We start from the raw sequence: 22,574 nt of genomic DNA on the forward strand, positions 1-22,574 counted from the left end.
AATCCGCTGTTCGGCTGAAAAGACCGCCGGGTTCGGCGACGGGAGCCCCGGGGTACCCGGCCGCCACGCAGAACCGACGCGCACGGCGACGGAGGGAGCGCGGGGCGATGAAGGCAGTGACATGGCAGGGCAAGCGGGACGTGCGGGTCGAGGAGGTGCCCGACCCGAGGATCGAGGAACCGACCGACGCGGTCATCCGCGTCACCTCGTCCGGACTGTGCGGCTCCGACCTGCACCTCTACGAAGTGCTCACGCCGTTCATGACGCCGGGCGACATCCTCGGCCACGAACCCATGGGCATCGTGGAGGAGGTCGGTCCCGAGGTGACCAACCTGAAGCCGGGCGACCGGGTCGTGGTCCCGTTCCAGATCGCGTGCGGACACTGCTACATGTGCGACACCGGGCTGCCGACCCAGTGCGAGACCACCCAGGTCACCGGCGAGGGCATGGGGGCCCCGCTCTTCGGCTACACCCGTCTGTACGGCGCGGTGCCCGGCGGCCAGGCCGAGTACCTGCGCGTGCCGCAGGCCCAGTACGGCCCGATCAAGGTGCCCGAGGGCCCGGCCGACGACCGCTTCGTCTACCTCTCCGACGTCCTTCCCACCGCCTGGCAGGCGGTCGCCTACGCCGGCGTCCCGCAGGGCGGCAGCCTCGCCGTGCTGGGCCTCGGTCCGATCGGCGACATGGCCTGCCGGATCGCCCGGCTCAAGGGGGTCGACAAGGTGTTCGGCGTGGACCTGGTGCCCGAGCGGCTGGAGCGGGCCCGCGCGCGGGGCGTGGAGACGTACGACCTGCGGTCCTTCGACAACGAGAAGGAACTCGTCGCCGCGATCCAGGACCGGACGGACGGCCGCGGACCCGACGCCGTGATCGACGCGGTCGGCACCGAGGCGCACGGCGGTGCCGTGGCCAAGCTGGTGCAGCAGACCGCCGCGGTGATGCCCCGGGCCATCGGCGGGCCCCTGGCGGAGCGGTTCAGCGTCGACCGGCTCGCCGCCCTCTACACCGCGATCGACCTGGTGCGCCGCGGCGGCACCATCTCGCTGTCCGGTGTGTACGGCGGCATGGCCGACCCGATGCCGATGCTCACCCTGTTCGACAAGCAGATCCAGCTGCGGATGGGCCAGGCCAACGTACGCCGCTGGAGCGACGAGATCGTCCCGTACCTGACCGACCAGGACCCCCTCGGCGTCGACGGCTTCGCCACCCACCGGGTGCCGCTGGCGGACGCGCCGCACGCGTACGAGATGTTCCAGAAGAAGCAGGACGGCGCGGTCAAGGTCCTGATGAAGCCGTAGGCGGCGCGGGGCGGGCGCGTCAGGGCCCGCCCAGGATCTCCGCCAGGTCGTACCGGACCGGCTCCTCCAGCTGTGCGTAGGTGCAGCTCTCGGGGGTCCGGTCCGGGCGCCAGCGGCGGAAGCGGGCCGTGTGCCGGAAGCGCGCCCCGTTCTCCATGTGGTCGTACGCCACCTCGACGACCCGCTCGGGGCGCAGCGGCACCCAGGACAGGTCCTTCTTGCCGGACCACCGGCTGGGGGCGCCGGGCAGCCGCGCCGACTCGTGGGCGGCCTCCTCGGCCCACTTGGCCCACGGGTGGCCGCCGGCGTCGTCCATGCGCAGCGGCTCCAGCTCCTCCACCAGCTCGGCCCGGCGCTTCATGGTGAAGGCCGCGCTCACCCCCACGTGCTGGAGGACGCCCCGGTCGTCGTACAGCCCGAGCAGCAGCGAGCCGACCACCGGCCCGCTCTTGTGGAAGCGGTACCCGGCCACGACCACGTCCGCCGTCCGTTCATGCTTGATCTTGAACATGGCCCGCTCGTCCTGCCGGTAACGCAGATCGAGCGGCTTGGCGACCACCCCGTCCAGACCGGCCCCCTCGTACTGCTCGAACCACTGCCGGGCCACCTCGATGTCGTCCGTCGCCGGTGCCACGTGCACCGGCGCCGTCACCCCGGACAGCGCCCGCACCAGCAGCGCCCGCCGGTCGGCCAGCCCCACGTCGAGCAGGGACGCGTCGTCCAGCGCCAGCAGGTCGAACACCACCAGCGAGGCCGGCGTGCGCTCCGCCAGCGTCCGCACCCGCGAGTCCGCCGGATGGATCCGCTCGGTCAGCGCGTCGAAGTCCAGGTGCCCGTCCCGCGCGATCACGATCTCCCCGTCCACCACGCACCGCTCGGGCAACCGCTCCCGCACCGCCCCCACCAGCTCCGGGAAGTACCTGGTCAACGGCTTGCCCGTCCGGCTGCCCAGCTCCACCTCGTCCCCGTCGCGAAACACGATCGCGCGAAAGCCGTCCCACTTCGCCTCGTAGTGCATCCCCGGCGGGATCTTCGCCACGGACTTGGCGAGCATCGGCTTCACGGGCGGCATGACGGGGAGCTCCATGGTCCGATTCTGTAGGTTCCCGCCCGCCGTCGCCTGATATGCGAAGCCGCCGTGCTGCGCCTACCGTGGCTCGCATGGCGGAAGCGGTGGAGCTGGAGGCGGGTGGGCGGAGCGTGCGGCTGTCCAGCCCGGGGAAGGTGTTCTTTCCGGAGCGCGGGTACACCAAGCTGGACGTGGCGCGCTACTACCAGGCCGTCGCCCCCGGCGTCCTGCGTGCGCTGCGCGAGAGGCCCACCACCCTGCAGCGCTACCCGGACGGCATCACCGGTGAGTGGTTCTACCAGAAGCGCGCGCCCAAGGGCATGCCCGACTGGATCCCGACCGCGCACATCACCTTCCCCAGCGGACGCAGCGCCGACGAGATGTGCCCCACCGAGGAGGCGGCCGTGCTGTGGGCCGCCCAGTACGGCACCCTCACCTTCCACCCCTGGCCGGTCCGCCGCGACGACGTCGACCACCCCGACGAACTGCGCATCGACCTCGATCCGCAGCCCGGCACCGACTACGACGACGCCGCCCGCGCCGCCCACGAACTGCGCGCGGTGCTGGAGGAGTTCGGCGGTCTGCGCGGCTGGCCCAAGACCTCCGGCGGGCGCGGCATCCACGTCTTCGTACCGATCGAGCCGCGCTGGACCTTCACCCAGGTGCGGCGCGCCGCCATCGCGGTCGGCCGGGAGATGGAACGGCGGATGCCCGAGCAGGTCACCATCAAGTGGTGGAAGGAGGAGCGCGGCGAGCGCATCTTCATCGACTACAACCAGACCGCCCGCGACCGCACCATCGCCTCTGCCTACTCCGTGCGGCCCCGCCCCCATGCCCCGGTCTCCGCGCCGCTGACCTGGGACGAGGTGGGCGTCGCGCACCCGCGGGACTTCGACATCACGACCATGCCCGCGCGCTTCGCCGAACTCGGCGACGTGCACGCGGGCATGGACGAGACGAGACACTCCCTCGACGCCCTGCTGGAGCTGGCGACGAAGGACGAGCACGATCACGGGCTGGGTGACCTGCCCTACCCGCCCGAGTATCCGAAGATGCCGGGCGAGCCGAGCCGGGTCCAGCCCAGCCGGGCCAGGAAGAAGGCTCCCGGCCCGGACTGAGCCCCAACGCTCCGATTCCCAAAGGCCCTTACAGGTCCTTGATCCGGACGTCGCGGTACGAGATCACGTCCGACGTGCTGTGCACCTGCAGCCCGACGTAGCCGGAGGAGTACCGCCGCCCGTCCGTGCCCGGGTCGTCCGAGCGCTCGGGGTAGAAGGTCTGCCCGCCGAAGTTGTCGAACTCGTTGATCAGCACACCGTTGCGGTAGACCGAGTAGTGCTGGTCCACCACCCGGATCTCGTAGTCGTTCCAGGTGCCCTTCTCGGTGACGCCCGCGCCGGCCAGGCCGACCCGGTCGAAGCCGTAGACGGAACCGGACTTGTACATGTCGCCGGTCGGGCTGTCGAACGCCTGGATCTCGTGCCCGTACTTGATGGCGACCCACTCCGGACGCGACTCCTCCGGGTGGTCGTGCACCTGCGGGAAGCGTACGAAGACGCCGCCGTTGGTGTTCGCCGTACCCGCCGCGTCGTCACGCCACTGGAGCTTCAGCGAGAAGTCGCCGTACTTGCGCTCGGGGAACCACAGCATGCCCATGCCGGGCGTGCTGGTGCTGGACGTGATCGACCCGTCCGGGTTCAGCCCGAACGAACCGCCGCCCACCTGCTCCCACTTGGCGAACGACTCCTGGCTGCCGTCCATGATCGTGCGGTAGCCCTCGGTCTGGCCGGGCAGCCCGATCTTCGACTGCTTGGCGGCCTTGTTGATCGCCCGGTACTCCCGCTTGTCGACGACGCCCTCGTCCAGGAGGCCGTCCATGACCTCACGGACGTGCTTGAGGAACAGCGCCTGGGACGTCCACTCCTTCTCGTCCTCGATCATCTCGTTGATCCGGCACCGGTTGTTGGTGACCCGGTTCGGCACACCCGAGTCGACCGTGCCGACGATCACCGTGAGGCGTTCGTCGTACTCCGGGCAGGGCGGCGCCGGCACCCCGCCGGCCACCACCGAGAAGCTCACGGTCAGCGGCGCGGAGGTGTTGCCCGCCTTGTCGCTCGCCCGGTATGCCACGGTGTGCCGGCCCACGCGGTCGACGACCACCGGGTCGGTGTACGCCAGGTAGGGCCCGGCGTCCAGCGAGTACTCCACACCGGCGACACCGCTACCGCCCTCGTCCGTGGCGTTCACGGTCACCTTCGCGCTGCCGACGTAGGCGCCGTCGGAGTTCTTGGTGCCGTCCACGGTCGCGCCGGTGACCGGCGGGGTGGTGTCCTGCGGGGGAGCGGCGGCCACGGTGAAGGCGACGCTCTTCTCCGCGGCGACGTTGCCCGCCTTGTCGGTGGCCCGGTAGCGCACGGTGTGCTCGCCCACCTCGTGCACCATGACCGGCGCCGTGTACGCCGTCCAGGCGCCGTCGCCCACCGCGTACTCGATGGTGTTGACGCCGGAACCGGTGTCGGAGGCGGTGACGGTCACCGTCGCCATGTCGATGTAGGCTCCGTCCGCGTTCTTCTCCCCGCTCACCGTCGCCGAGGTCTCCGGCGCGGTCGTGTCGTCGGTGTCCGGCGCGGCCACCGCGAAGGTGACGCTCTTCTCCTCGGCGGCGTTGCCCGCCTTGTCGAACGCCCGGTAGCGCACCACGTGTTCACCGACCTGGTCGACGACGACCGGCGTGGTGTACGGCTGCCAGGCACCGTCGGCACCGATCGCGTACTCGATCCGCTCCACGCCCGAGCCGCCCTCGTCGGTGGCGGCGATGCTCACGGTCGCGGAACCGACGTACGCGCCGTCGGCGTTCTGCGTGCCGCCCACCTCGGCCGAGGTCGCGGGCGCCGTGGTGTCCTCGCCGCCCCCGCCCTCGGTGACCACGAGCACGCCCGTCATCTGGCCGTGGCCCGGGATCGTGCAGTGGTACATGTACTTGCCGGGCGTGAGGGTGACCTCGGCGGTGTGCTTTCCGCCCTCGGCGTCGTTCGGGTTGGCCAGGATGTTCAGCTGGACGTCCTGGTTGTAGGCGGGATCGCTGGTCATGAACGTCAGCGTGTGCGGCATGCCGGTGGTGTTGCCGGTGGCCTCACTGTTCTCGAAGACGATCGTGGCCGGTCCGGCCACCGCCGTCTCCGGCGCCGACGTGTACTTGGTGATGTCGTCGCCCGCGGTCCAGGTCAGCACCTGGTCGGCGGCCGCCGCGGTGGGCGTCGCCGCCGGCTGCCCGGAGGCGGACGTCGCCTGCAGTCCGAGCACCATCAGCAGGCCGGCCAGCAGCGCGGCCCACATTCTTCGTTGGCGTATCACTCGGTCCCCCTCGCCAGCTGTCCGGCGGCCGGCGTCGGGCCGCCGCCCTCGTAGGTGACCCGCCACAGGGCCGACTTGGAGTCCGAGGTGAAGAAGCCGCGGCCGTAGTCCAGGACGTACAGCGCGCCGTCCGGGCCGAACTTCCAGCCCATCAGGTTCTTGATGCCGTCGTTGCCGATCGGCACGATCTTCTTCAGGGACTCCGAGTGCACCGGCAGACCGCCGTCGCCCTGCGTCTTCGGATCCATCAGCACCGCGTTGCGCGGCTGGTCGGCGTCGTAGAAGTCACCGACGAACCACTTGCCGTCCCAGTACGCGGGCCACTTGGTGTCACTGGTGCTGTCCGCGTCGTAGCGGTAGACCGGGCCGTTCATCGCGGCCTGGCCGCCGCCCTTGAGCCAGGGCAGCCGGTAGACGGCCTCGTCCTGCTTGTACGACGGGACACCGTTCTCGTCGCGCGGGAAGTCGGGACCGCCCCCCTGCGGCGAGTACCAGATGTTGTTGCCGGTCACCGGCGGCAGGTTGACCAGGCCGTCGTTGTTCGGCGACTCGTTCTTCGGGTGGTCGCAGTCGTACCAGCCCAGCGGCTTCGACGGGTCCGGCAGGTTCCGGTCCCGGTACGGCTGCTTGTTGCCCATGCAGTACGGCCAGCCGCGGTTGCTCGCCTTGGTGATGGTGGCGAACGTGTCGTACTTGGCCGGACCCCACGTCGTCGACGGGGCGCCGGCGTCCGGGCCCACCCAGCCCGCGTAGAGGGTGTCGGTCTTCTTGTCGACGGAGATGCGCGCCGGGTTGCGCACCCCCATCACGTAGATCTCGCCGCGCGTCTTGCCACCGCCCTCGGCGGTCTCCTTGCCGGTGAAGAGGTTGCCCTCCGGGAGCGTGTACGTCCCGTCCGGCTCCGGGTGGATGCGCAGGATCTTGCCGTTGAGGTTGTTGGTGTTGCCGGCGGTGCGGCGCGCGTCGGCGAAGGACACGCCCTTGAAGTTGGGCTGCGGGTTGTTGCCGGAGTAACCGTCGCTGAAGCCACTGGAGTTGTTGTCACCGGTGGCGATGTACAGGTTCCCCTTGGAGTCCCAGGCCATCCCGCCGCCCGCGTGGCAGCAGCTGTGGATCTGCACCGGCCACTTGAGCAGCACCTTCTCACTGCCCAGGTCCAGCTTGTTGGTCGCCCGGTCGAGGGTGAAGCGGGAGACCCGCCGCTCGGCCATGTGGGTGTCCCGGTTGATCTGCGAGTGCGGGGTGTAGTGCAGGTACACCCACCCGTTCTCCTCGAAGCGCGGGTCCAGCTCGATGCCGAGCAGGCCCTCCTCGACCTTGGTCAGCTCGTCGCCGCCGCCCTTGTTGCCGAAGACGGTCAGCGCACCGGCGAGGGTGACCTTGTCGGTCTTCGGGTCCCAGACGTGGATCTCGCCCGTGCCCTTGCCGACGTTCGGGTCGTTCCAGTCGGTCACCACGGGGTGGGAGGAGTCCGTGCCGCCGCGGCCGATGTAGAAGACGCGGCCGTCGGGGGCGGTGACCAGGCCGTGCGGTTCGCCGATCTGGTCGTTCTGGCCGGGCTGGTTGGGGTCGGTGAGCCGCTCGGCCTTGTAGTTGGCGTTGATGGTCGCCTTGCAGTCGGCCTGCGACAGGCGGGTCGTCCACAGGAGGGCGCCGCGCAGATGGGTGCGGAAGTCGGTCTCGTCGTACGACGACACCGTGCCGCCCATGCCGGTGTAGAACGACCGGCCCCCGTCGTAGTCCCGGCACCAGCTGACCGGGTGGTCCGGCCCGTTGGCGCTCGTCCCGGGCGCGTACGTCGACTCGCGCACCCGGGCCACGGTGTGGACCTCACCGGACGGGTTCTTCTGCCAGTTCAGCCACTCGTCGGGGCGCTTCCACTCCAGCGGCAGGTCCTTGGTGGCCGGATGCCGACGGTCGCCGACCTCGACCGTGGCCCGCTGGACCTTGGCCGGAGAGCCGGCGGCCGGGCGGGCGCCGACCAGACCGGTGAACCAGTCCGAATACGGCTCCGCGCGGGCCGCGTCGTGCACGCCGACGAACCCGCCGCCGGCCTCCATGTACGCCTCCAGGCCCGCCTCCTGAGCGGGCGTCAGGATGTCACCGCCGCCGGTCAGGAACACGACCGCGTTGAAGCGGCCGAGCTTCTTCTCGTTGGTGAAGACGTTGGCGTTGTCCGTGGCCTCGACCGCGAACTGCTCCTTGGCGGGCCCGGAAAGACCGATCCGCTCGATGGCCGCGATACCGGCGTTCACCACCGGTGACTCGTCCCCGGCCGCGGCGGAACCGTAGAAGATCAGCACCCGTACGTTGGCGCCGCCGGGCGGCGACTTGATCGACATCGTTGTCAGGGATGGGTCCGGCGCCGGACGTGCACTGGCGGCAGGGCCGGCCAGCAGTCCCGCGGCGACGAAAGCGGCGGTGGCGCACGCCGCCCAGCCTTTCCTTCTCGCGCTCAACCCTCTTAAGGGCATGGGCACCTCCTCGGTCACGGCAGCAGCGCCAAGGAAGCTAGACCTCTTTGCGCGGTACGCCAATAGGTATGACCGGGATCGAACGAACTTTGTCCTGAGTGTGGATAAACACGGCGGCAACCGGTACGGTCCCACAGGCTCATCACAGCCAATCAGGTCCTGGGTCTGCGCACATTCCGTATCGGCGTGGGGAGTTCGGCATGGACAGGCGAGGCTTCAACCGACGGGTACTGCTGGGCGGCGCTGCCGCCGCGACATCGTTGTCCGTCGCCCCCGAGGTCGCGGGCGCGGCACCCGCGGCCAGGGAGGTCACCGCGAGGACGGCACCGGCCGGGGGCGAGGTGAGACACCTCAGGATGTACGCCGAGAAGCTGCCCGACGGGCAGATGGGCTACGGCTTCGAGAAGGGCAAGGCCTCCGTCCCGGGCCCGCTGATCGAGCTGAACGAGGGCGACACGGTGCACATCGAGTTCACCAACACCATGGACGTGCGAGCCAGTCTGCACGTGCACGGCCTGGACTACGAGATCTCCAGCGACGGCACCGCGATGAACAAGAGCGACGTCGAGCCGGGCGGTACCCGCACCTACACCTGGCGCACCCACAAACCCGGACGCCGCGACGACGGCACCTGGCGGCCGGGCAGCGCGGGTTACTGGCACTACCACGACCACGTCGTCGGCACCGAGCACGGCACCGGGGGCATCCGCAACGGCCTGTACGGCCCCGTGATCGTGCGCCGCAAGGGCGACGTGCTGCCGGACGCCACGCACACGATCGTCTTCAACGACATGACCATCAACAACCGCAAGCCGCACACCGGGCCCGACTTCGAGGCCACCGTGGGCGACCGCGTCGAGATCGTCATGATCACGCACGGCGAGTACTACCACACCTTCCACATGCACGGTCACCGCTGGGCGGACAACCGCACCGGCCTGCTCACCGGCCCCGACGACCCGAGCCGGGTCATCGACAACAAGATCACCGGCCCGGCGGACTCCTTCGGCTTCCAGATCATCGCGGGGGAGGGGGTGGGCGCGGGGGCGTGGATGTACCACTGCCACGTGCAGAGCCACTCCGACATGGGGATGGTGGGCCTGTTCCTGGTGAAGAAGCCGGACGGCACCATCCCCGGGTACGAGCCGCACGACCACGGCGGGACGGCCGCGAAGAGCGGGGCGAGTGGGGAGAGCGGGGCGCCGGCCGCCGAGGCACCGGCGCAGGAACACGAGCACGAGCACTGAGCCGACACCGGGTGGGGGACCCGGCCCCCGCACCAGCACGTTCCCCGCCCCGAGAGCGCTCCCTCCCGCGCCGCGGCCTGCCGCTATCCTGTGCCGCAGCCGCCGAGGAGGAGTCGCCCGTGTCCGAGACCGCGCCGCGCCCCACGCTCGAGGCCGTGGCCGAGCGCGCCGGGGTCTCACGGGCCACCGTGTCCCGCGTGGTCAACGGTGCCCAAGGGGTGCGGGACGCGCTGGCCGAGCGGGTCCGGCGCGCGGTGGAGGAACTCGGCTACGTGCCCAACCAGGCCGCCCGCTCCCTGGTGACCAGGCGGCACCAGGCCGTCGCCGTCGTCGCCGCGGAACCGGAGACACGGGTCTTCGCCGACCCCTACTTCGCCCAGCAACTGCGCGGCATCAGCAAGGAACTGACGGCCCACGACAACCAGCTCGTGCTGCTCCTCACCGAAGGCCGCGAGGACCACGCCCGCGTCGGGCGCTACCTGGCCGGCGGACACGTCGACGGCGCCCTCGTCTTCTCCCTGCACCTGCACGACCCGCTGCCCGGCCTGGTCCGCAGCGCCGGGGTGCCGACCGTCTTCGGCGGGCGCCCCGACTGGGACGACGGGCGGGACGACGTGGTCTACGTGGACAGTGACAACCGCGGCGGCGCCCGTTCGGCCGTCCACCACCTGGCCGGGCTCGGCCGCACCCGCATCGCGCACATCACCGGCCCGCTCGACCAGACCTCCGCGGCCGACCGGCTCGAGGGCTTCCGCGACGTACGGGCCGACGCCGACCCGGGGCTGATCGCGCGGGGGGACTTCACCTCGGGCGGCGGTGAGCGGGCGATGCGCGAACTGCTCGACCGGTGCCCCGGCCTGGACGCCGTGTTCGCGGCCAACGACCTCACCGCGGCGGGCGCCCTGCGGGTGCTGCGCGAGCGGGGGCGGCGGGTGCCGGACGACGTGGCCGTGGTGGGCTTCGACGACATGCTGCCCGTCGCCGAGGAGACCGACCCGCCGCTGACCACCGTGCGCCAGGACATCGAGGGGATGGGCCGGCTGATGGCCCGCCTGCTGCTGCGGGGCCTGGACGGGGGGACGCCCGACGACGCGGAAGCACAGCCCCCCTCCCCGCCCGGCGTGATCCTGCCGACGACCCTGGTCCACCGCGCCACCGCGTGAGCGGTCGCGCCACGGCGTCCCCAGCCGCGTGGCCGGCCGGATCGCTGCGCTCGGCCGGGGTCCGGAGTGTCGGGCGGGCCGGGGCGGTCTCGGGGGCCGGGCGACGGGTGCGTGTGGGCGCCGGGCGGGCTCCGTGCCCTACCCCTGGCGCGGCGCCGGCCTCAGTACCGCGAACCGGGCGCCGTACGGGTCGGCGAGGTGGGCGATGCGGCCGACGCCCTCGATGTCCGCGGCGGGCATCCGCACCGTGCCGCCCAGCTCCGCGGTCCGGGCGACCGCGGTGTCCGCGTCGTCAACCGCGAAGTACGGCAGCCACCCGGCGTCCGTGCCCGCCGGGTCCTCGGCGAGCGGCACCATGCCGCCGAACATCGCCTCCTCGCCCTCACCGGCCGGATTGACGCAGGTGTAGGAGCCGCCGGGGAAGGAGACCGCGGAGGTCTCCAGGCCGAGCACCGCACGGTAGTACGCGGCGGCGGCCGCGATGTCCGCCGTGTGCAGCTCGACCCAGCACAGCGCGCCCGTCTCGCCGGCCACGTCCAGTCCGGCGCGCCGCCCCGGCTGCCAGAGGCCGAACGGCACCCCGGCCCGGTCGGCGAGGATCGCCATCGTGCCCTGGTCCATGACCTCCGTCGGCTGCACGAGGACACCGCCGTGCGCCTGCTCGGAGGCCTTGGCGGCGGCCCCGGCGTCCGGGACCTGGAAGTACACGGTCCAGGACGGCGGGCCCTGCTCGGGTGTCGTGCCCATGCCGCCGGCCACGATCCGGCCGTCCAGCTCGAAGAAGCCGTAGCCCCCGGCGTCCGGCCCCGCCGACCGGAACCGCCAGCCGAAGAGGCCACCGTAGAAGGAGGTCGCGCCGTCGAGGTCGGAGGTGCCGACGTCCAGCCAGTTCGGAGCGCCGGTGACGAAACGGGTGGTGAGCATGATCGCCCTCCTCGGAAGGGTCCCGTTGCCTGCTCTGACGAGTCTTCCACCGACCACTGACAACCGCTTCCGCGCGCCGCCGTGCGCCGCCGTGCGCGGCGGAGGACGATCTGATCGGCTGGGGGTGGCGGACGCACGGTGTTGATACCGCGTTGATCGAACGTTTTTCACCGCCCGGCACGCTGCTGCGCATGCACATCGAGACCACCGCGACGCCCGACCTCAGCTGGCAGGAGGAGGCGTTGTGCGCGCAGACCGGGGGCGACTTCTTCTTCCCCGAGCCCGGCAGCTCCGTACGGGACGCGAAGCGGATCTGTGCCCTGTGCCCGATCCGCTCGACCTGCCTGGAGTTCGCGCTGAGCAACGACGAGCGCTTCGGCGTCTGGGGCGGCCTGTCGGAGAAGGAGCGCCTGGCCCTGCGACGCACCACATCCTGAGCCGCCCGCCGGAGCCCTACCGCCTGAGCTGTACGCCAGAGCCCCACGCCCGAGCCGCATCTGAGCGCGACGGTTCACGAATGACGCCGCCCCCGCGCGGAAGGGGGCGCGGGGGCGGCGAGGGGTGCGTGGTGGCCGGGTGGGGTCAGCCCGCCGCGCGGGCCGCCATCCGGGCCTTGCGCGCCGCCAGCTTCTCGTCGAACTTGGCGGCCTCGGCGTCCAGCCCGCCCATGTACAGCCCCAGCTCCTCCTGGGCCGCCTGCCCGTCGGGACCGAGGCCGTCGATCTCCATGATCTTCAGGAAGCGCAGCACGGGCTGGATCACGTCGTCGTGGTGGATGCGCAGGTTGTAGACCTCGCCGATCGCCATCTGCGCGGCGGCCCGCTCGAAGCCCGGCATGCCGTGACCGGGCATCCGGAAGTTGACGACCACGTCCCGGACCGCCTGCATCGTCAGGTCGGGTGCCAGTTCGAAGGCCGCCTTGAGCAGGTTCCGGTAGAAGACCATGTGCAGGTTCTCGTCGGTCGCGATGCGGGCCAGCATGCGGTCGCAGACCGGGTCGCCGGACTGGTGGCCCGTGTTGCGGTGCGAGATGCGGGTGGCCAGCTCCTGGAAGGCCACGTACGCCACCGAGTGCAGCATCGAGTGCCGGTTGTCCGACTCGAAGCCCTCACTCATGTGGGCCATGCGGAACTGCTCCAGCTGGTCCGGGTCGACCGCGCGCGAGGCGAGCAGGTAGTCGCGCATCACGATGCCGTGCCGCCCCTCCTCGGCGGTCCAGCGGTGCACCCAGGTGCCCCAGGCGCCGTCGCGGCCGAAGAGGCTGGCGATCTCGTGGTGGTAGCTGGGGAGGTTGTCCTCGGTCAGGAGGTTCACCACGAGGGCGATCCGGCCGATGTCGGTGACCTTGGACTGGCCCTTCTCCCAGGCCTCGCCGTCCTCGAAGATCCCCGGGAAGTTCCGGCCGTCGCTCCACGGCACGTACTCGTGCGGCATCCAGTCCTTGGCGACCTGCAGATGCCGGTTGAGTTCCTTCTCGACCACTTCCTCCAGCGCGTACAGCAGCCGGGCGTCGGTCCATTCTGCGGAAGTGCCGAGGTGCGGGGAGACGATCGTCACGAATAACTCCAGGGGGACGTACGACAGTGCGGTGCGCCGGCGAGCGGTGCCGGGAACTTACGGGATCGTAGGCTACGAAACCGTAGGTTACGAGACCGTAGGTTAAAGACGCCGTAAAGGTCGCTGATCAGCTGCCGTCCGGCGGTACCCGGCAAGGCCCACGAGACGCGCAGGTCCGGGGCCGTACGGACGCCCGGTGGACCGTGTTCAGGCGTACAGCCCCCGCAGCCGGACCGAGAGGCACGTCACACAGCCCTCGAGTTTCTCGAACTCCCCGATGTCGACGAGCACCGGCTCGTGACCGAGGTCGGCGAGCAGCTCCGCCGTCTTCGGCGCGCTCGCCGCCATCAGCAGCCTGCTCCCGCCGAGCAGCACCACGTGCGCCCCCGACTCCTCCGGCACCGGCAGGAAGCGGGGGAACAGCGAGGGCACGTCCGTCATCGGGATGTGCCCGAGCACCGTCCCGTCCGGCAGCGCGGTGACCGCCGACTTCAGGTGCAGCACCTTGCTCACCGGCACCGCCACCACCCGGGCGCCCAGCGGCTCGAACGCCGCCCGCAGCTGCTGGACGCCGGCCGCGTTGGTGCGTCCGCCGCGCCCCACGTAGATCGTGTCGCCGATCTTCAGGACGTCGCCGCCGTCCAGGGTGCCCGGCTCCCAGATCCAGTTGACCGAGCAGCCGAGCCGGGCCACGGCCTCCTCGACGCCGGCCGTCTCCGCGCGCCGCGACTCGGCGCCGGGCCGCGTGATCAGCGCGACGTTGCGGTACATGACGACCGTGTCCTCGACGAAGACCGAGTCCGGGCAGTCGTCCGCCGGGTCCACCTCCAGCGTCTCCCAGCCGTGCGCTCCGAGTGCCTCCACGTAGGCGTCCCACTGCTCCAGGGCCAGGTCGTGGTCGACCCTCTCCCGCTCGATGTGCGTCACCAGCCCCTCGGCGAGCCGGGGGCCGGGGCGGCGGACGAGGGCCTTCTTGCTGGGCACGCGGGACCTTTCGCATCGGCGCGGACCGGCGTGCGGGGCGCCGGAGGGGCGGCGCCCGTGACGGGGCACCGGTTCGCCATCATGCAGCGGGGACCTGTGCGGACGGAACCCCCGTCAGCCCCTCGTAGCCCTCCTGAGATGCTCCGCGGTGCTGGAGCCGCGGGCCGCGAGCAGCTCGCGCGGAGTGCCCTCGAAGAGCACCCGGCCGCCGTCCCGCCCCCCGTCCGGGCCGAGGTCGATCACCCGGTCGGCGTGCGCCACCACGTCCAGGTTGTGCTCGACCACCACGACCGTGTTGCCGGTGTCCACCAGCCGGTCCAGCAGGGCGAGCAGCCCCGCCACGTCCGACATGTGCAGTCCGGTGGTCGGCTCGTCCAGTACGTAGACGGCGCCGGTGCGGTGCAGCCGGGTCGCCAGCTTGATGCGCTGCCGCTCGCCCCCGGAGAGCGTGGAGAGCGGCTGCCCGAGGGTGAGGTAGGTGAGGCCCACGTCGCGCAGGGCGCGCAGCCTGCGGCGTACGCCGGTGTCGGAGAAGAAGCCGAGGGCCTGGTCGGCGGTCATCGCGAGCACGTCGGCGACGGACCGGCCGTCGACCGTCAGCCGCAGCACCTCCTCCCGGAAGCGCCGCCCCTCGCAGTCGTGGCAGGTGGTCGTCACCGGGTCCATGAAGGCGAGGTCGGTGTGGATGATCCCGCGCCCCTCGCAGGTTCCGCAGGCCCCCGCCGAGTTGAAGCTGAAGAACCCCGGCTCGGCACCGGTCTCCCGCGCGAAGACCTTCCGCACCGTGTCCATGATCCCGAGGTACGTCGCCGGGGTGGAGCGGGCCGAGATGCCGATGGCCGACTGGTCGACGACCACGGCGTCCGGGTGGGCGGCGGTCAGCTCGGCGACCAGCGTGCTCTTGCCCGACCCGGCGACTCCGGTGACCGCGGTGAGCACCCCGGTCGCGAACGCCACCGTCACCTCCCGCAGGTTGTGCCGGTCGGCGCCCTTGACCCACAGCTCACCGGTCGCCGTCCGCACGGTCTCCTTCACCGCCGTACGCCGCCCCAGGCACCGCCCGGTGAGCGTGTCCGACGCGGCCAGCTCGTCCGGCGTCCCCTCGAACACCACCCGGCCGCCGTCGGCACCGGCCCGCGGCCCCATGTCGACGACGTGGTCGGCCAGCGCGATGACGTCCGGGTCGTGCTCGACCACCAGCACCGTGTTGCCCTTGTCGCGCAGCCGCAGCAGCAGGTCGCCCAGGCGTCCGACGTCCCGCGGGTGCAGTCCGACGCTGGGCTCGTCGAAGATGTACGTCATCCCGGTCAGACTGGACCCGAGGTGCCGCACGGTCTTCAGCCGCTGCCCCTCGCCGCCGGACAGGGTGGCGGTCTCCCGGTCGAGGCTGAGGTAGCCGAGGCCGATCGCCTCCACCCGCTCCAGCGCGGCCACCGCCGCGGCGGCGACGGGCAGGGCCACCGGGTCGTCGATCTCCCTCAGTACGGCGATCAGGTCGGTGATCTGCATGCGCGAGCAGTCGGCGATGGAGTGCCCGTCGATCCGGGAGGCGAGCGCGGCCGCGTTCAGCCGGGCCCCGCCGCAGTCGGGGCAGCGGGCCTCGACCAGGAAGCCGCGCACGAGATCCCGGGTCTTCTCGCTCATGCCGGACAGGTCCCGCTTGAGGTACAGCCGCTCGAACCGGTCGGCGAGCCCCTCGTAGTCGGAACTCCACGTCCCGCCCGAGCCGTTCACGGTGACCTTGCTGCCGGGCCGCCCGCGCATCAGGAAGGCACGCTCGGCCTCCGTGAAGTCGCCGACCGGCTTGCCGGTGTCCAGCTCCTCCGTGTTGGTGTAGGCCTGCCCCTGCCAGGTCCCGGCCGCGAACGGCGGGAAGCGGACCGCTCCGCCGGCCAGCGACCTGGCCGGGTCCAGGATCCGGTCCCAGTCGGGCTGCACCCTGCGGCCCAGGCCGTCGCAGCCGGGGCACATGCCCGACGGGTCGTTGAAGGAGTACGCCGTCGCCCCTCCGGCGCTCGGGGTGCCGTGCCGGGAGAACAGCACCCGCAGCACCGAGTGGATGTCGGTCATCGTGCCGACCGTGGAGCGGGAGTGGCCGCCGACCGGCCGCTGGTCGACGACGATCGCGGGGGTCAGGTCCTCCAGGGCGTCCGCGTGCGGCCGCTCGTACTTGGGCAGCCGGTTGCGCACGAACCAGGTGAACGTCTCGTTCAGCTGGCGCTGCGACTCCACCGCGATCGTGTCGAAGACGACCGACGACTTCCCCGAGCCCGACACGCCGGTGAACACGGTCAGCCGGCCCTTCGGGATGCGGAGGGTGACGTCCTGGAGGTTGTTCTCCCTGGCCCCGGTGATGCTGATGAACTCGCTCATGCGAGGGACGTTAGGCGGGATACCCGACAGCTTCTGGCGTGATTTCCCGCAGTTCTCCCTCCTCGAACAGCAGCCAGCGCGTGATGCCGAGCGACCCCAGGAACGGCAGGTCGTGACTGGCCACGATCAGCGCCCCCTCGTACGCCTCCAGCGCGCTGGTGAGCTGCCGCACGCTCGCCAGGTCCAGGTTGTTGGTCGGCTCGTCCAGCATCAGCAGCTGCGGCGCGGGCTCGGCCAGCATCAGGGCCGCCAGCGCCGCTCGGAAGCGCTCGCCGCCGGACAGCGTCGCCGCCTGCTGGTCGGCGCGGGCGCCCCGGAACAGGAAGCGTGCCAGCCGCGCCCGGATCCGGTTGTTGGTGGCGCCCGGCGCGAACCGGGCCACGTTCTCCGCGACGCTCAGCTCGCCGTCCAGGACGTCGAGCCGCTGCGGCAGGAACCGCAGCGGCACGTGCGCCGTCGCCTCGCCCGCCACCGGCGCCAGCTCCCCGGCGACGGTGCGAAGCAGCGTGGTCTTGCCCGCGCCGTTGCGCCCGACCAGCGCGATCCGCTCGGGACCGTGCAGATCGAGGCCGCCCCTCACGCGGGCGCCGTGGGCCAGTTCAAGCTCCCGCAGGGTGAGCACGGTCCGGCCCGGCGGCACGGCCGTGTACGGCAGGTCGACACGGATCTCGTCGTCGTCCCGCACCGCCTCCACCGCGTCGTCGAGCCGCTCCTTCGCCTCGGCGAGCTTCTCCTCGTGCATGACGCGGTACTTGCCGGCCGACTGCTGGGCCGTGCGGGCGCGCAGCTTCATCACCGCCCGGGGCTCGCGCTTGGTGTCGTACATCTTCTGCCCGTAGCGCCTGCGCCGGGCCAGGACGACCTGGGCGTCGGCCAGTTCGCGCTTCTGTCTGCGCAGGTCCGACTCGGCGACCCGCACCATGCGCTCGGCCGCCTCCTGCTCCACGGCCAGTGCCTCCTCGTACGCCGTGAGGTTGCCGCCGTACCAGGTGACCGAGCCGGAACGCAGGTCGGCGATCTGGTCGACCCGTTCCAGCAGCTCGCGGTCGTGGCTGACCACGACCATCACGCCCGGCCAGGACTCGACGGCCGCGTACAGCCGCCGGCGGGCGTAGACGTCGAGGTTGTTGGTGGGCTCGTCCAGGAGCAGGACGTCCGGCCGGCGCAGCAGCAGCGCGGCCAGCCGCAGCAGCACCGACTCGCCGCCCGAGACCTCGCCGACGGTGCGGTCGAGGCCGATGTGGCCCAGTCCCAGCTCGCCGAGCGTGGCGAGGGCGCGTTCCTCGACGTCCCAGTCGTCGCCGACGGTCTCGAAGTGCTCCTCGCTCACGTCACCCGCCTCGATGGCGTGCAGCGCGGCCCGGCGCGCCTCGATGCCGAGCGCCTCGTCGACCCGCAGCGCGGTGTCGAGCGTGACGTTCTGCGGCAGGTAGCCCACCTCGCCGGCCACCCGGACGGTGCCGTCGGCCGGGGTGAGCCGCCCGGCGATCAGCTTCAACAGCGTGGACTTCCCCGCTCCGTTGACGCCGACGAGCCCGGTCCTGCCGGGGCCGAAGGCGACGTCGAGCCCCTCGAAGACGGCGGTGCCGTCGGGCCAGGCGAAGGACAGGGACGTACACGTGAGGGAAGTGGGGGAATGTGACATACGGGTCTCCGCGGTTGCTCGAAGCGGTCAGGGGCAAACGCGTATCGAGACACCGGAAGCGGGCGGCCGCCGTCGGACGGGGGGAGGGCACGAAGGAAGCCCTGCTCCGTCAGGAGGCTGGGACGGCTCTGACGCCGAGGTCGCACGCGGCGGGCACACGTGAGATACGTGTGACGCGGTGTCTCAGGACCTCAGACGAGCAACGTCCTTCTCCAATCGGCGGCAACAGAAGCGATGTCGAACCTAGAAAAGACCCGGTTGGCCTGTCAACGCATTTACGCGGACCCCGAGGAGGCCCCCGTGCCCAACGGCTCGCTCTCACTGCCGGCCCGGCTCTGCCTGCTGGCCTGGGACCCCGCGGGGCCCACCGCCGCCGACACCGCCCGGGTCCACCACCTGGTGCGCGCCGGCGCGCTCACCGAACTGGCCCAGCGTGGTCTGCTCACCGACGACGAGGGCATCGCCACCCCCGCCGACCTGGACTCCCGCACCGGGGACGCCGTCCTCGACGGGCTGCTCGAACTCGTCCGCGAGTCGCTGCCGCACCGGTGGCGCACCTGGGTGCGGCTGCACGCCCGGGTCACCTTCGAAGCCGTGCGCGAGCAGTTGGTGGCCGAGGGGTACCTGCGGGCCGAGAAGAAGCGCGTGCTCGGCGTGTTCCCGTCCGTGGAGTACGTGCTCGCGCGGGCCGCCGTGGCGCGGGCGCTGCGGGAGGAGGCGCGCCTGGTCCTCCAGGGGCCGGCGCCGGCCGGGGAGGTCTCCGAGCGGGACGCGGCCCTGGCGGCGCTGGCGGCCGCCGCCGGACTGGGTGTCCCGGAGGGCACGGTGAGCGGGGTGCGCGGACGGGACCGGGTCACGGAGCTGGCCCGCCGGTGCGCGAGTGCGGCACCCGGCATGCGGAAGGTCGTGAGCGAGGTGTGGGACGCGGTGAGCGACGAGGGCGCGCGGGCACCCGCGTCGGCGCGCGGCTGAGCGCCGTCCGTCACCGCGCGAGCCGGGGGAGGGTCAGCAGCTCCCGCGCATCAGCTCCGCCAGCTCGTGGTCCAGGTCCAGCTGGAGGTGCTCCAGACCCACCGGCACCAGCTCGCCGGCGGCGTGCAGGAACCGGCGCAGCTCGCCCGAGCGGACGTGGATCACGGCGGTGCCCTCGGGCGCGTGGAACTCCAGGACCGTGCGGTCGTAACCGTACGGGCGCACCCGGACGTCGCCGTGGCCGTTCGGCTCCCGCATCCCGGCGATGAGCAGCTCGCGGGAGAAGGTCCAGCAGACCTCCACGCCCTCCAGGGTGGCCGGGGCCGGGAAGGTCATGCGCACGGCGAACGGGTCGGCGCGGTCGTAGTGCAGGGTGGCGGGGATGTTCGGCATACGCGGCGCGGCGGCGACGAGACGCGCCTCGACGGGCTGATCGATGACGGTGGACAACGCCTTGCTCCCTCGTGACGGCTGGACGGGCTTCGCGGGTGGTGCGGGCCGGGCACTGGAAGAGACGTCGGAATCAGCCCATCCGTGCACACGACGAGCGAGTGACCTCTGTCACCGCGTTCATGCCCGGGAACGATCAGGAGTGACACGCCTCTCCTCCCGTGCCCCGCGGGGCACTTGTGGGCACGCCTCGCACCACGCGCGCGAGCGGGCGCGGCCCTCTGGACGGCGCGCGGGCCGTGGGCTAGCTTCGCCCGCCATGAGGCGCTTGGGAAGCACGCGACGCACGGTACGGTCCGTTCGAGCCGGCGGCAGGCGTACGGGGAGGGCGGCGCTCGCGGGGGCGGTCTGCGCGGCGGCGCTGGCCGCGCTGACCGCCGTACCCGCCCAGGCGCACCAGCGGCCGCAGTGGGACGTGCAGGACACCGGGGTCTTTGACGTCCGGTTCCGGGGGCTCGCCGCCGTCAGCCGGCACACCGCCTGGGTGGCCGGTACCGGGGGCACGGTGCTGCGCACCACCGACGGCGGCACCTGGCGCGACGTCTCCCCTCCCGACGCCGGTGAACTGGAGTTCCGGGACATCGAGGCGTTCGACGCCCGCCGGGCCGTGGCCCTGTCCATCGGCGAGGGCGAGGCGTCCCGGGTCTACCGCACCGAGGACGGCGGGGCGACCTGGACCGAGTCTTTCCGCAACACCGACGCGCACGCCTTCTACGACTGCCTCACCTTCTTCGACCGCCGCCACGGCCTCGCCATGAGCGACCCGGTGGACGGGAGGTTCCGCATCCTGTCGACCAGCGACGGCGGCCGCACCTGGAAGGTGCTGCCCGCCGCCGGGATGCCGGCCGCGCAGGCGGGGGAGGCCGGGTTCGCGGCCAGTGGCCAGTGCCTGGTCTCCGCCGGGCCGAGGGACGTGTGGCTGGCCACCGGCGGGGCCGCACGCGCGCGCGTGCTGCACTCCGCCGACCGGGGGCTCACCTGGACGGCCGCGGACGCACCGGTCCCGGCCGGCGACCCCGCCCGCGGCGTCTTCGGCCTCGCCTTCCGCGACCGCGCCCACGGCCTCGCCGTCGGCGGCGACTACCGGCCCGACCAGGCCTCCCCGCGGGCCGCCGCCCGGACCGCCGACACCGGCCGCACCTGGCGTCCCGCCGACCGGCCGCCGCCCGACTACCGCTCCGGCGTCGCCTGGCTCCCGCACAGCCGCAGCGCCGCCCTCGCCGTCGGTCCCACCGGCACCGACCTCACCACGGACGGCGGCCACACCTGGCGGACGGTCGACACCGGGTCCTACGACACCGTGGACTGCACCCCGGACCTGGGCTGTTGGGCCGCGGGCGAGCAGGGCCGGGTCGCCCGGCTGGAGCGCTGACGCCGGGCGGGCAGGGGTGTTTGTCCGTAACGTGGGTAACCGTTCGCTGAACGTGAGAGGAAGTGAGCTGACATGCCGAGCGGTTCCAGCTCCAAGCGGGAGCGGCAGTACGAGCACATCAAGAAGAGCGCGAAGGACCGCGGCGAGAGCACCGGCCGCGCCGAGGAGATCGCGGCGCGGACGGTGAACAAGGAGCGCGCCCAGTCCGGCGAGTCGAAGACCGCCAGCCGCACCTCGACGCAGGACATGTCGCCGAGCAAGCGCGGCGGCCGGCGGTCCGGGAACCGGCAGGGACCCCAGGGGCCCACCTACGACCAGCTGTACGAAGAGGCCAAGCGCCGAGACGTCCACGGGCGTTCGAGCATGAACAAGGGCGAGCTGCGCCAGGCGCTCGGCAAGTGAGCCGCGGTCCTCAGCCGAGCGTCTCCCGGTAGCGCTCCAGCGCGGGCGCCGTCTTCGTGGCGATGAACTCGGTGACGCGGTACTCGCACACGCCGGCCCGGACGAACGGGTCGCCCGCGGTGATCTCCTCGATCCGCGCACGGTCCCCCGCGACGGCCAGGATCACCCCGCCGTCGCGGGGCTCCTTGCGTCCGGACGCCACGAACACGCCCTGCTCGTACAGCCCGTCGAGCCAGACCACGTGGTCCGGCAGCACGGCGTCGACGGCTTCGAGCGGGGCGGTGTAGGACAGCTCCAGTACGAACATGATCGCGAGCCTACTCCGCGCTCCGGTTAGGCTTGCGGCCACCATGACGACCGTGACCGCGCAGCTCCCCGCAGACTGGCCCACGACCGAGGAGCGGGCCCGCGCCGTCCAGGACGAACTGCGCGCCCGCGTGGTGCTCGACGAGTCCGGCCCGCCGCCCGGCACCGGCCGGGTCACCGGCGTGGACGTCGCCTACGACGACGAACGCGACGTCGTCGCCGCGGCGGCCGTCGTGCTGGACGCCGGGACCCTCGCCGTCGTCGCCGAGGCCACGGCCCTCGGGCGGATCTCCTTCCCGTACGTGCCCGGTCTGCTGGCGTTCCGGGAGATCCCGGCCGTGCTCGCCGCCCTGGAGGCGCTGCCCTGCCCGCCCGGCCTGGTCGTGTGCGACGGGTACGGGCTGGCCCACCCGCGCCGCTTCGGCCTCGCGAGCCACCTGGGCGTGCTCACCGGCCTGCCCACGATCGGCGTGGCCAAGAACCCGTTCACCTTCACGTACGACGCCCCGGACACCCGGCGCGGCAGTACGTCCCCGCTGCTCGCCGGAGCGGAGGAGGTCGGGCGAGCGGTGCGCACTCGCGACCGGGTGAAGCCGGTCTTCGTCTCCGTCGGGCACCGGGTGAGCCTCGGCAACGCCTGCTCCCACACCCTGGCCCTGACGCCCGCCCACCGGCTGCCGGAGACCACCCGCAGGGCCGACGCCCTGTGCCGCGCGGCCCTGCGGAACGCCGCCTACCCGGCCTGATCCGCGATGCTCCAGCGGCCCACCTCCCGGTACGCCGAGTCGTGGACCGCCGAACCGTCGCCGGGCCGCAGTGCGTAGTGCTTCAGGTTGCCGCCCCAGTACCGCAGGATCCGCTGCAGTTCGCCCGCGGGGTCCTCGGCGAGCGCGCCCTCGTCCATGGTGACTTCGAGAAGGAACTTCATGCCTTCAAGGGTTTCATTGAAGTCCTTTTTGGCACTTTGCCGCGCACGAGGTCCGC

General features: G+C 72.0%; 20 protein-coding genes. 9 read left to right on the top strand and 11 right to left on the bottom strand.

The window, feature by feature from the left end:
* The first annotated feature begins 107 nt into the window (after positions 1–107).
* On the top strand, positions 108–1,298 hold the full coding sequence (locus ACZ56V_RS36260) for a zinc-dependent alcohol dehydrogenase (protein WP_398917716.1): 1,191 nt from the start codon (positions 108–110) through the stop codon (positions 1,296–1,298).
* Between the two features lie 19 nt (positions 1,299–1,317).
* On the opposite strand, the gene ACZ56V_RS36265 is transcribed toward ACZ56V_RS36260, so the two are convergent.
* Entirely contained in the window at positions 1,318–2,385 is a 1,068-nt protein-coding gene (locus tag ACZ56V_RS36265; RefSeq protein WP_356371692.1) for an ATP-dependent DNA ligase, read from the bottom strand.
* A gap of 74 nt (positions 2,386–2,459) precedes the next feature.
* Here ACZ56V_RS36265 and ligD point away from each other — a divergent pair, with 74 nt between their 5' ends.
* Positions 2,460–3,485: a non-homologous end-joining DNA ligase gene (gene ligD / locus ACZ56V_RS36270; RefSeq protein WP_398917720.1), complete on the top strand. Its 1,026-nt coding sequence runs from the start codon at positions 2,460–2,462 to the stop codon at positions 3,483–3,485.
* A gap of 28 nt (positions 3,486–3,513) precedes the next feature.
* Here ligD and ACZ56V_RS36275 read toward each other — a convergent pair whose 3' ends face one another.
* Together ACZ56V_RS36275 and ACZ56V_RS36280 are read right to left on the bottom strand one after the other, a co-directional pair.
* Positions 3,514–5,703, bottom strand: a complete 2,190-nt coding sequence (locus tag ACZ56V_RS36275; RefSeq protein WP_468947862.1) for an OmpL47-type beta-barrel domain-containing protein — start codon at positions 5,701–5,703, stop codon at positions 3,514–3,516.
* A gap of 14 nt (positions 5,704–5,717) precedes the next feature.
* A complete protein-coding gene (locus ACZ56V_RS36280) occupies positions 5,718–8,195 on the bottom strand; it encodes a ThuA domain-containing protein (protein WP_468947864.1) in 2,478 nt (825 codons plus the stop codon).
* Between the two features lie 200 nt (positions 8,196–8,395).
* Between ACZ56V_RS36280 and ACZ56V_RS36285 the strand changes: the two genes are divergently transcribed.
* Together ACZ56V_RS36285 and ACZ56V_RS36290 are read left to right on the top strand one after the other, a co-directional pair.
* Positions 8,396–9,442 (top strand): multicopper oxidase domain-containing protein, encoded by a 1,047-nt coding sequence (locus ACZ56V_RS36285; RefSeq protein ID WP_398917724.1) that lies wholly within the window; start codon positions 8,396–8,398, stop codon positions 9,440–9,442.
* Positions 9,443–9,561: 119 nt separating this feature from the next.
* A complete protein-coding gene (locus tag ACZ56V_RS36290; protein WP_468947866.1) occupies positions 9,562–10,605 on the top strand; it encodes a LacI family DNA-binding transcriptional regulator in 1,044 nt (347 codons plus the stop codon).
* Positions 10,606–10,743: 138 nt separating this feature from the next.
* Here the strand turns inward: ACZ56V_RS36290 and ACZ56V_RS36295 are convergent, their stop codons facing one another.
* Complete coding sequence (locus tag ACZ56V_RS36295) at positions 10,744–11,529, bottom strand: VOC family protein (protein WP_467384173.1); 786 nt, start codon at positions 11,527–11,529, stop codon at positions 10,744–10,746.
* Positions 11,530–11,720: 191 nt separating this feature from the next.
* On the opposite strand from ACZ56V_RS36295, the gene ACZ56V_RS36300 reads away from it, so the two are divergent.
* Complete coding sequence (locus ACZ56V_RS36300) at positions 11,721–11,966, top strand: WhiB family transcriptional regulator (RefSeq protein WP_356371707.1); 246 nt, start codon at positions 11,721–11,723, stop codon at positions 11,964–11,966.
* 145 nt (positions 11,967–12,111) lie between these two features.
* Here the strand turns inward: ACZ56V_RS36300 and ACZ56V_RS36305 are convergent, their stop codons facing one another.
* The 4 genes from ACZ56V_RS36305 to ACZ56V_RS36320 form a co-directional block, all read right to left on the bottom strand.
* Positions 12,112–13,086: an acyl-ACP desaturase gene (locus ACZ56V_RS36305; RefSeq protein ID WP_356371684.1), complete on the bottom strand. Its 975-nt coding sequence runs from the start codon at positions 13,084–13,086 to the stop codon at positions 12,112–12,114.
* A gap of 207 nt (positions 13,087–13,293) precedes the next feature.
* Positions 13,294–14,070, bottom strand: a complete 777-nt coding sequence (gene ddaH / locus ACZ56V_RS36310) for a dimethylargininase (RefSeq protein ID WP_398917730.1) — start codon at positions 14,068–14,070, stop codon at positions 13,294–13,296.
* A 114-nt stretch (positions 14,071–14,184) separates the two neighbouring features.
* Positions 14,185–16,443, bottom strand: coding sequence for an ATP-binding cassette domain-containing protein (locus ACZ56V_RS36315; RefSeq protein WP_468947867.1), 2,259 nt, complete (start codon positions 16,441–16,443; stop codon positions 14,185–14,187).
* Positions 16,444–16,453: 10 nt separating this feature from the next.
* Positions 16,454–18,088, bottom strand: coding sequence for an ABC-F family ATP-binding cassette domain-containing protein (locus ACZ56V_RS36320; RefSeq protein WP_398917734.1), 1,635 nt, complete (start codon positions 18,086–18,088; stop codon positions 16,454–16,456).
* Between the two features lie 300 nt (positions 18,089–18,388).
* Here ACZ56V_RS36320 and ACZ56V_RS36325 point away from each other — a divergent pair, with 300 nt between their 5' ends.
* Positions 18,389–19,060 (top strand): GOLPH3/VPS74 family protein, encoded by a 672-nt coding sequence (locus tag ACZ56V_RS36325; RefSeq protein WP_468947870.1) that lies wholly within the window; start codon positions 18,389–18,391, stop codon positions 19,058–19,060.
* Between the two features lie 33 nt (positions 19,061–19,093).
* Here the strand turns inward: ACZ56V_RS36325 and ssgD are convergent, their stop codons facing one another.
* The gene (gene ssgD, locus ACZ56V_RS36330) at positions 19,094–19,510 is read right to left on the bottom strand and encodes a spore wall synthesis regulator SsgD (protein ID WP_127895932.1); all 417 of its coding nucleotides are present in this window, start codon (positions 19,508–19,510) and stop codon (positions 19,094–19,096) included.
* 259 nt (positions 19,511–19,769) lie between these two features.
* Between ssgD and ACZ56V_RS36335 the strand changes: the two genes are divergently transcribed.
* Positions 19,770–20,882 (top strand): WD40/YVTN/BNR-like repeat-containing protein, encoded by a 1,113-nt coding sequence (locus ACZ56V_RS36335; RefSeq protein WP_468947872.1) that lies wholly within the window; start codon positions 19,770–19,772, stop codon positions 20,880–20,882.
* Between the two features lie 72 nt (positions 20,883–20,954).
* Positions 20,955–21,284 carry a plasmid stabilization protein gene (locus ACZ56V_RS36340; protein WP_398917740.1) on the top strand — a complete coding sequence of 110 codons (330 nt, stop codon included), beginning with the start codon at positions 20,955–20,957 and terminating at the stop codon, positions 21,282–21,284.
* Between the two features lie 10 nt (positions 21,285–21,294).
* On the opposite strand, the gene ACZ56V_RS36345 is transcribed toward ACZ56V_RS36340, so the two are convergent.
* Positions 21,295–21,591, bottom strand: coding sequence for a YciI family protein (locus ACZ56V_RS36345; RefSeq protein WP_398917741.1), 297 nt, complete (start codon positions 21,589–21,591; stop codon positions 21,295–21,297).
* Between the two features lie 43 nt (positions 21,592–21,634).
* Here ACZ56V_RS36345 and ACZ56V_RS36350 point away from each other — a divergent pair, with 43 nt between their 5' ends.
* Complete coding sequence (locus tag ACZ56V_RS36350) at positions 21,635–22,336, top strand: endonuclease V (RefSeq protein ID WP_398917743.1); 702 nt, start codon at positions 21,635–21,637, stop codon at positions 22,334–22,336.
* On the opposite strand, the gene ACZ56V_RS36355 is transcribed toward ACZ56V_RS36350, so the two are convergent.
* On the bottom strand, positions 22,324–22,518 hold the full coding sequence (locus tag ACZ56V_RS36355; RefSeq protein ID WP_356371419.1) for a hypothetical protein: 195 nt from the start codon (positions 22,516–22,518) through the stop codon (positions 22,324–22,326). The genes ACZ56V_RS36350 and ACZ56V_RS36355 overlap by 13 nt on opposite strands.
* Positions 22,519–22,574: the final 56 nt, after the last annotated feature.

It is taken from the genome of Streptomyces sp. NPDC034099 (assembly GCF_055575415.1).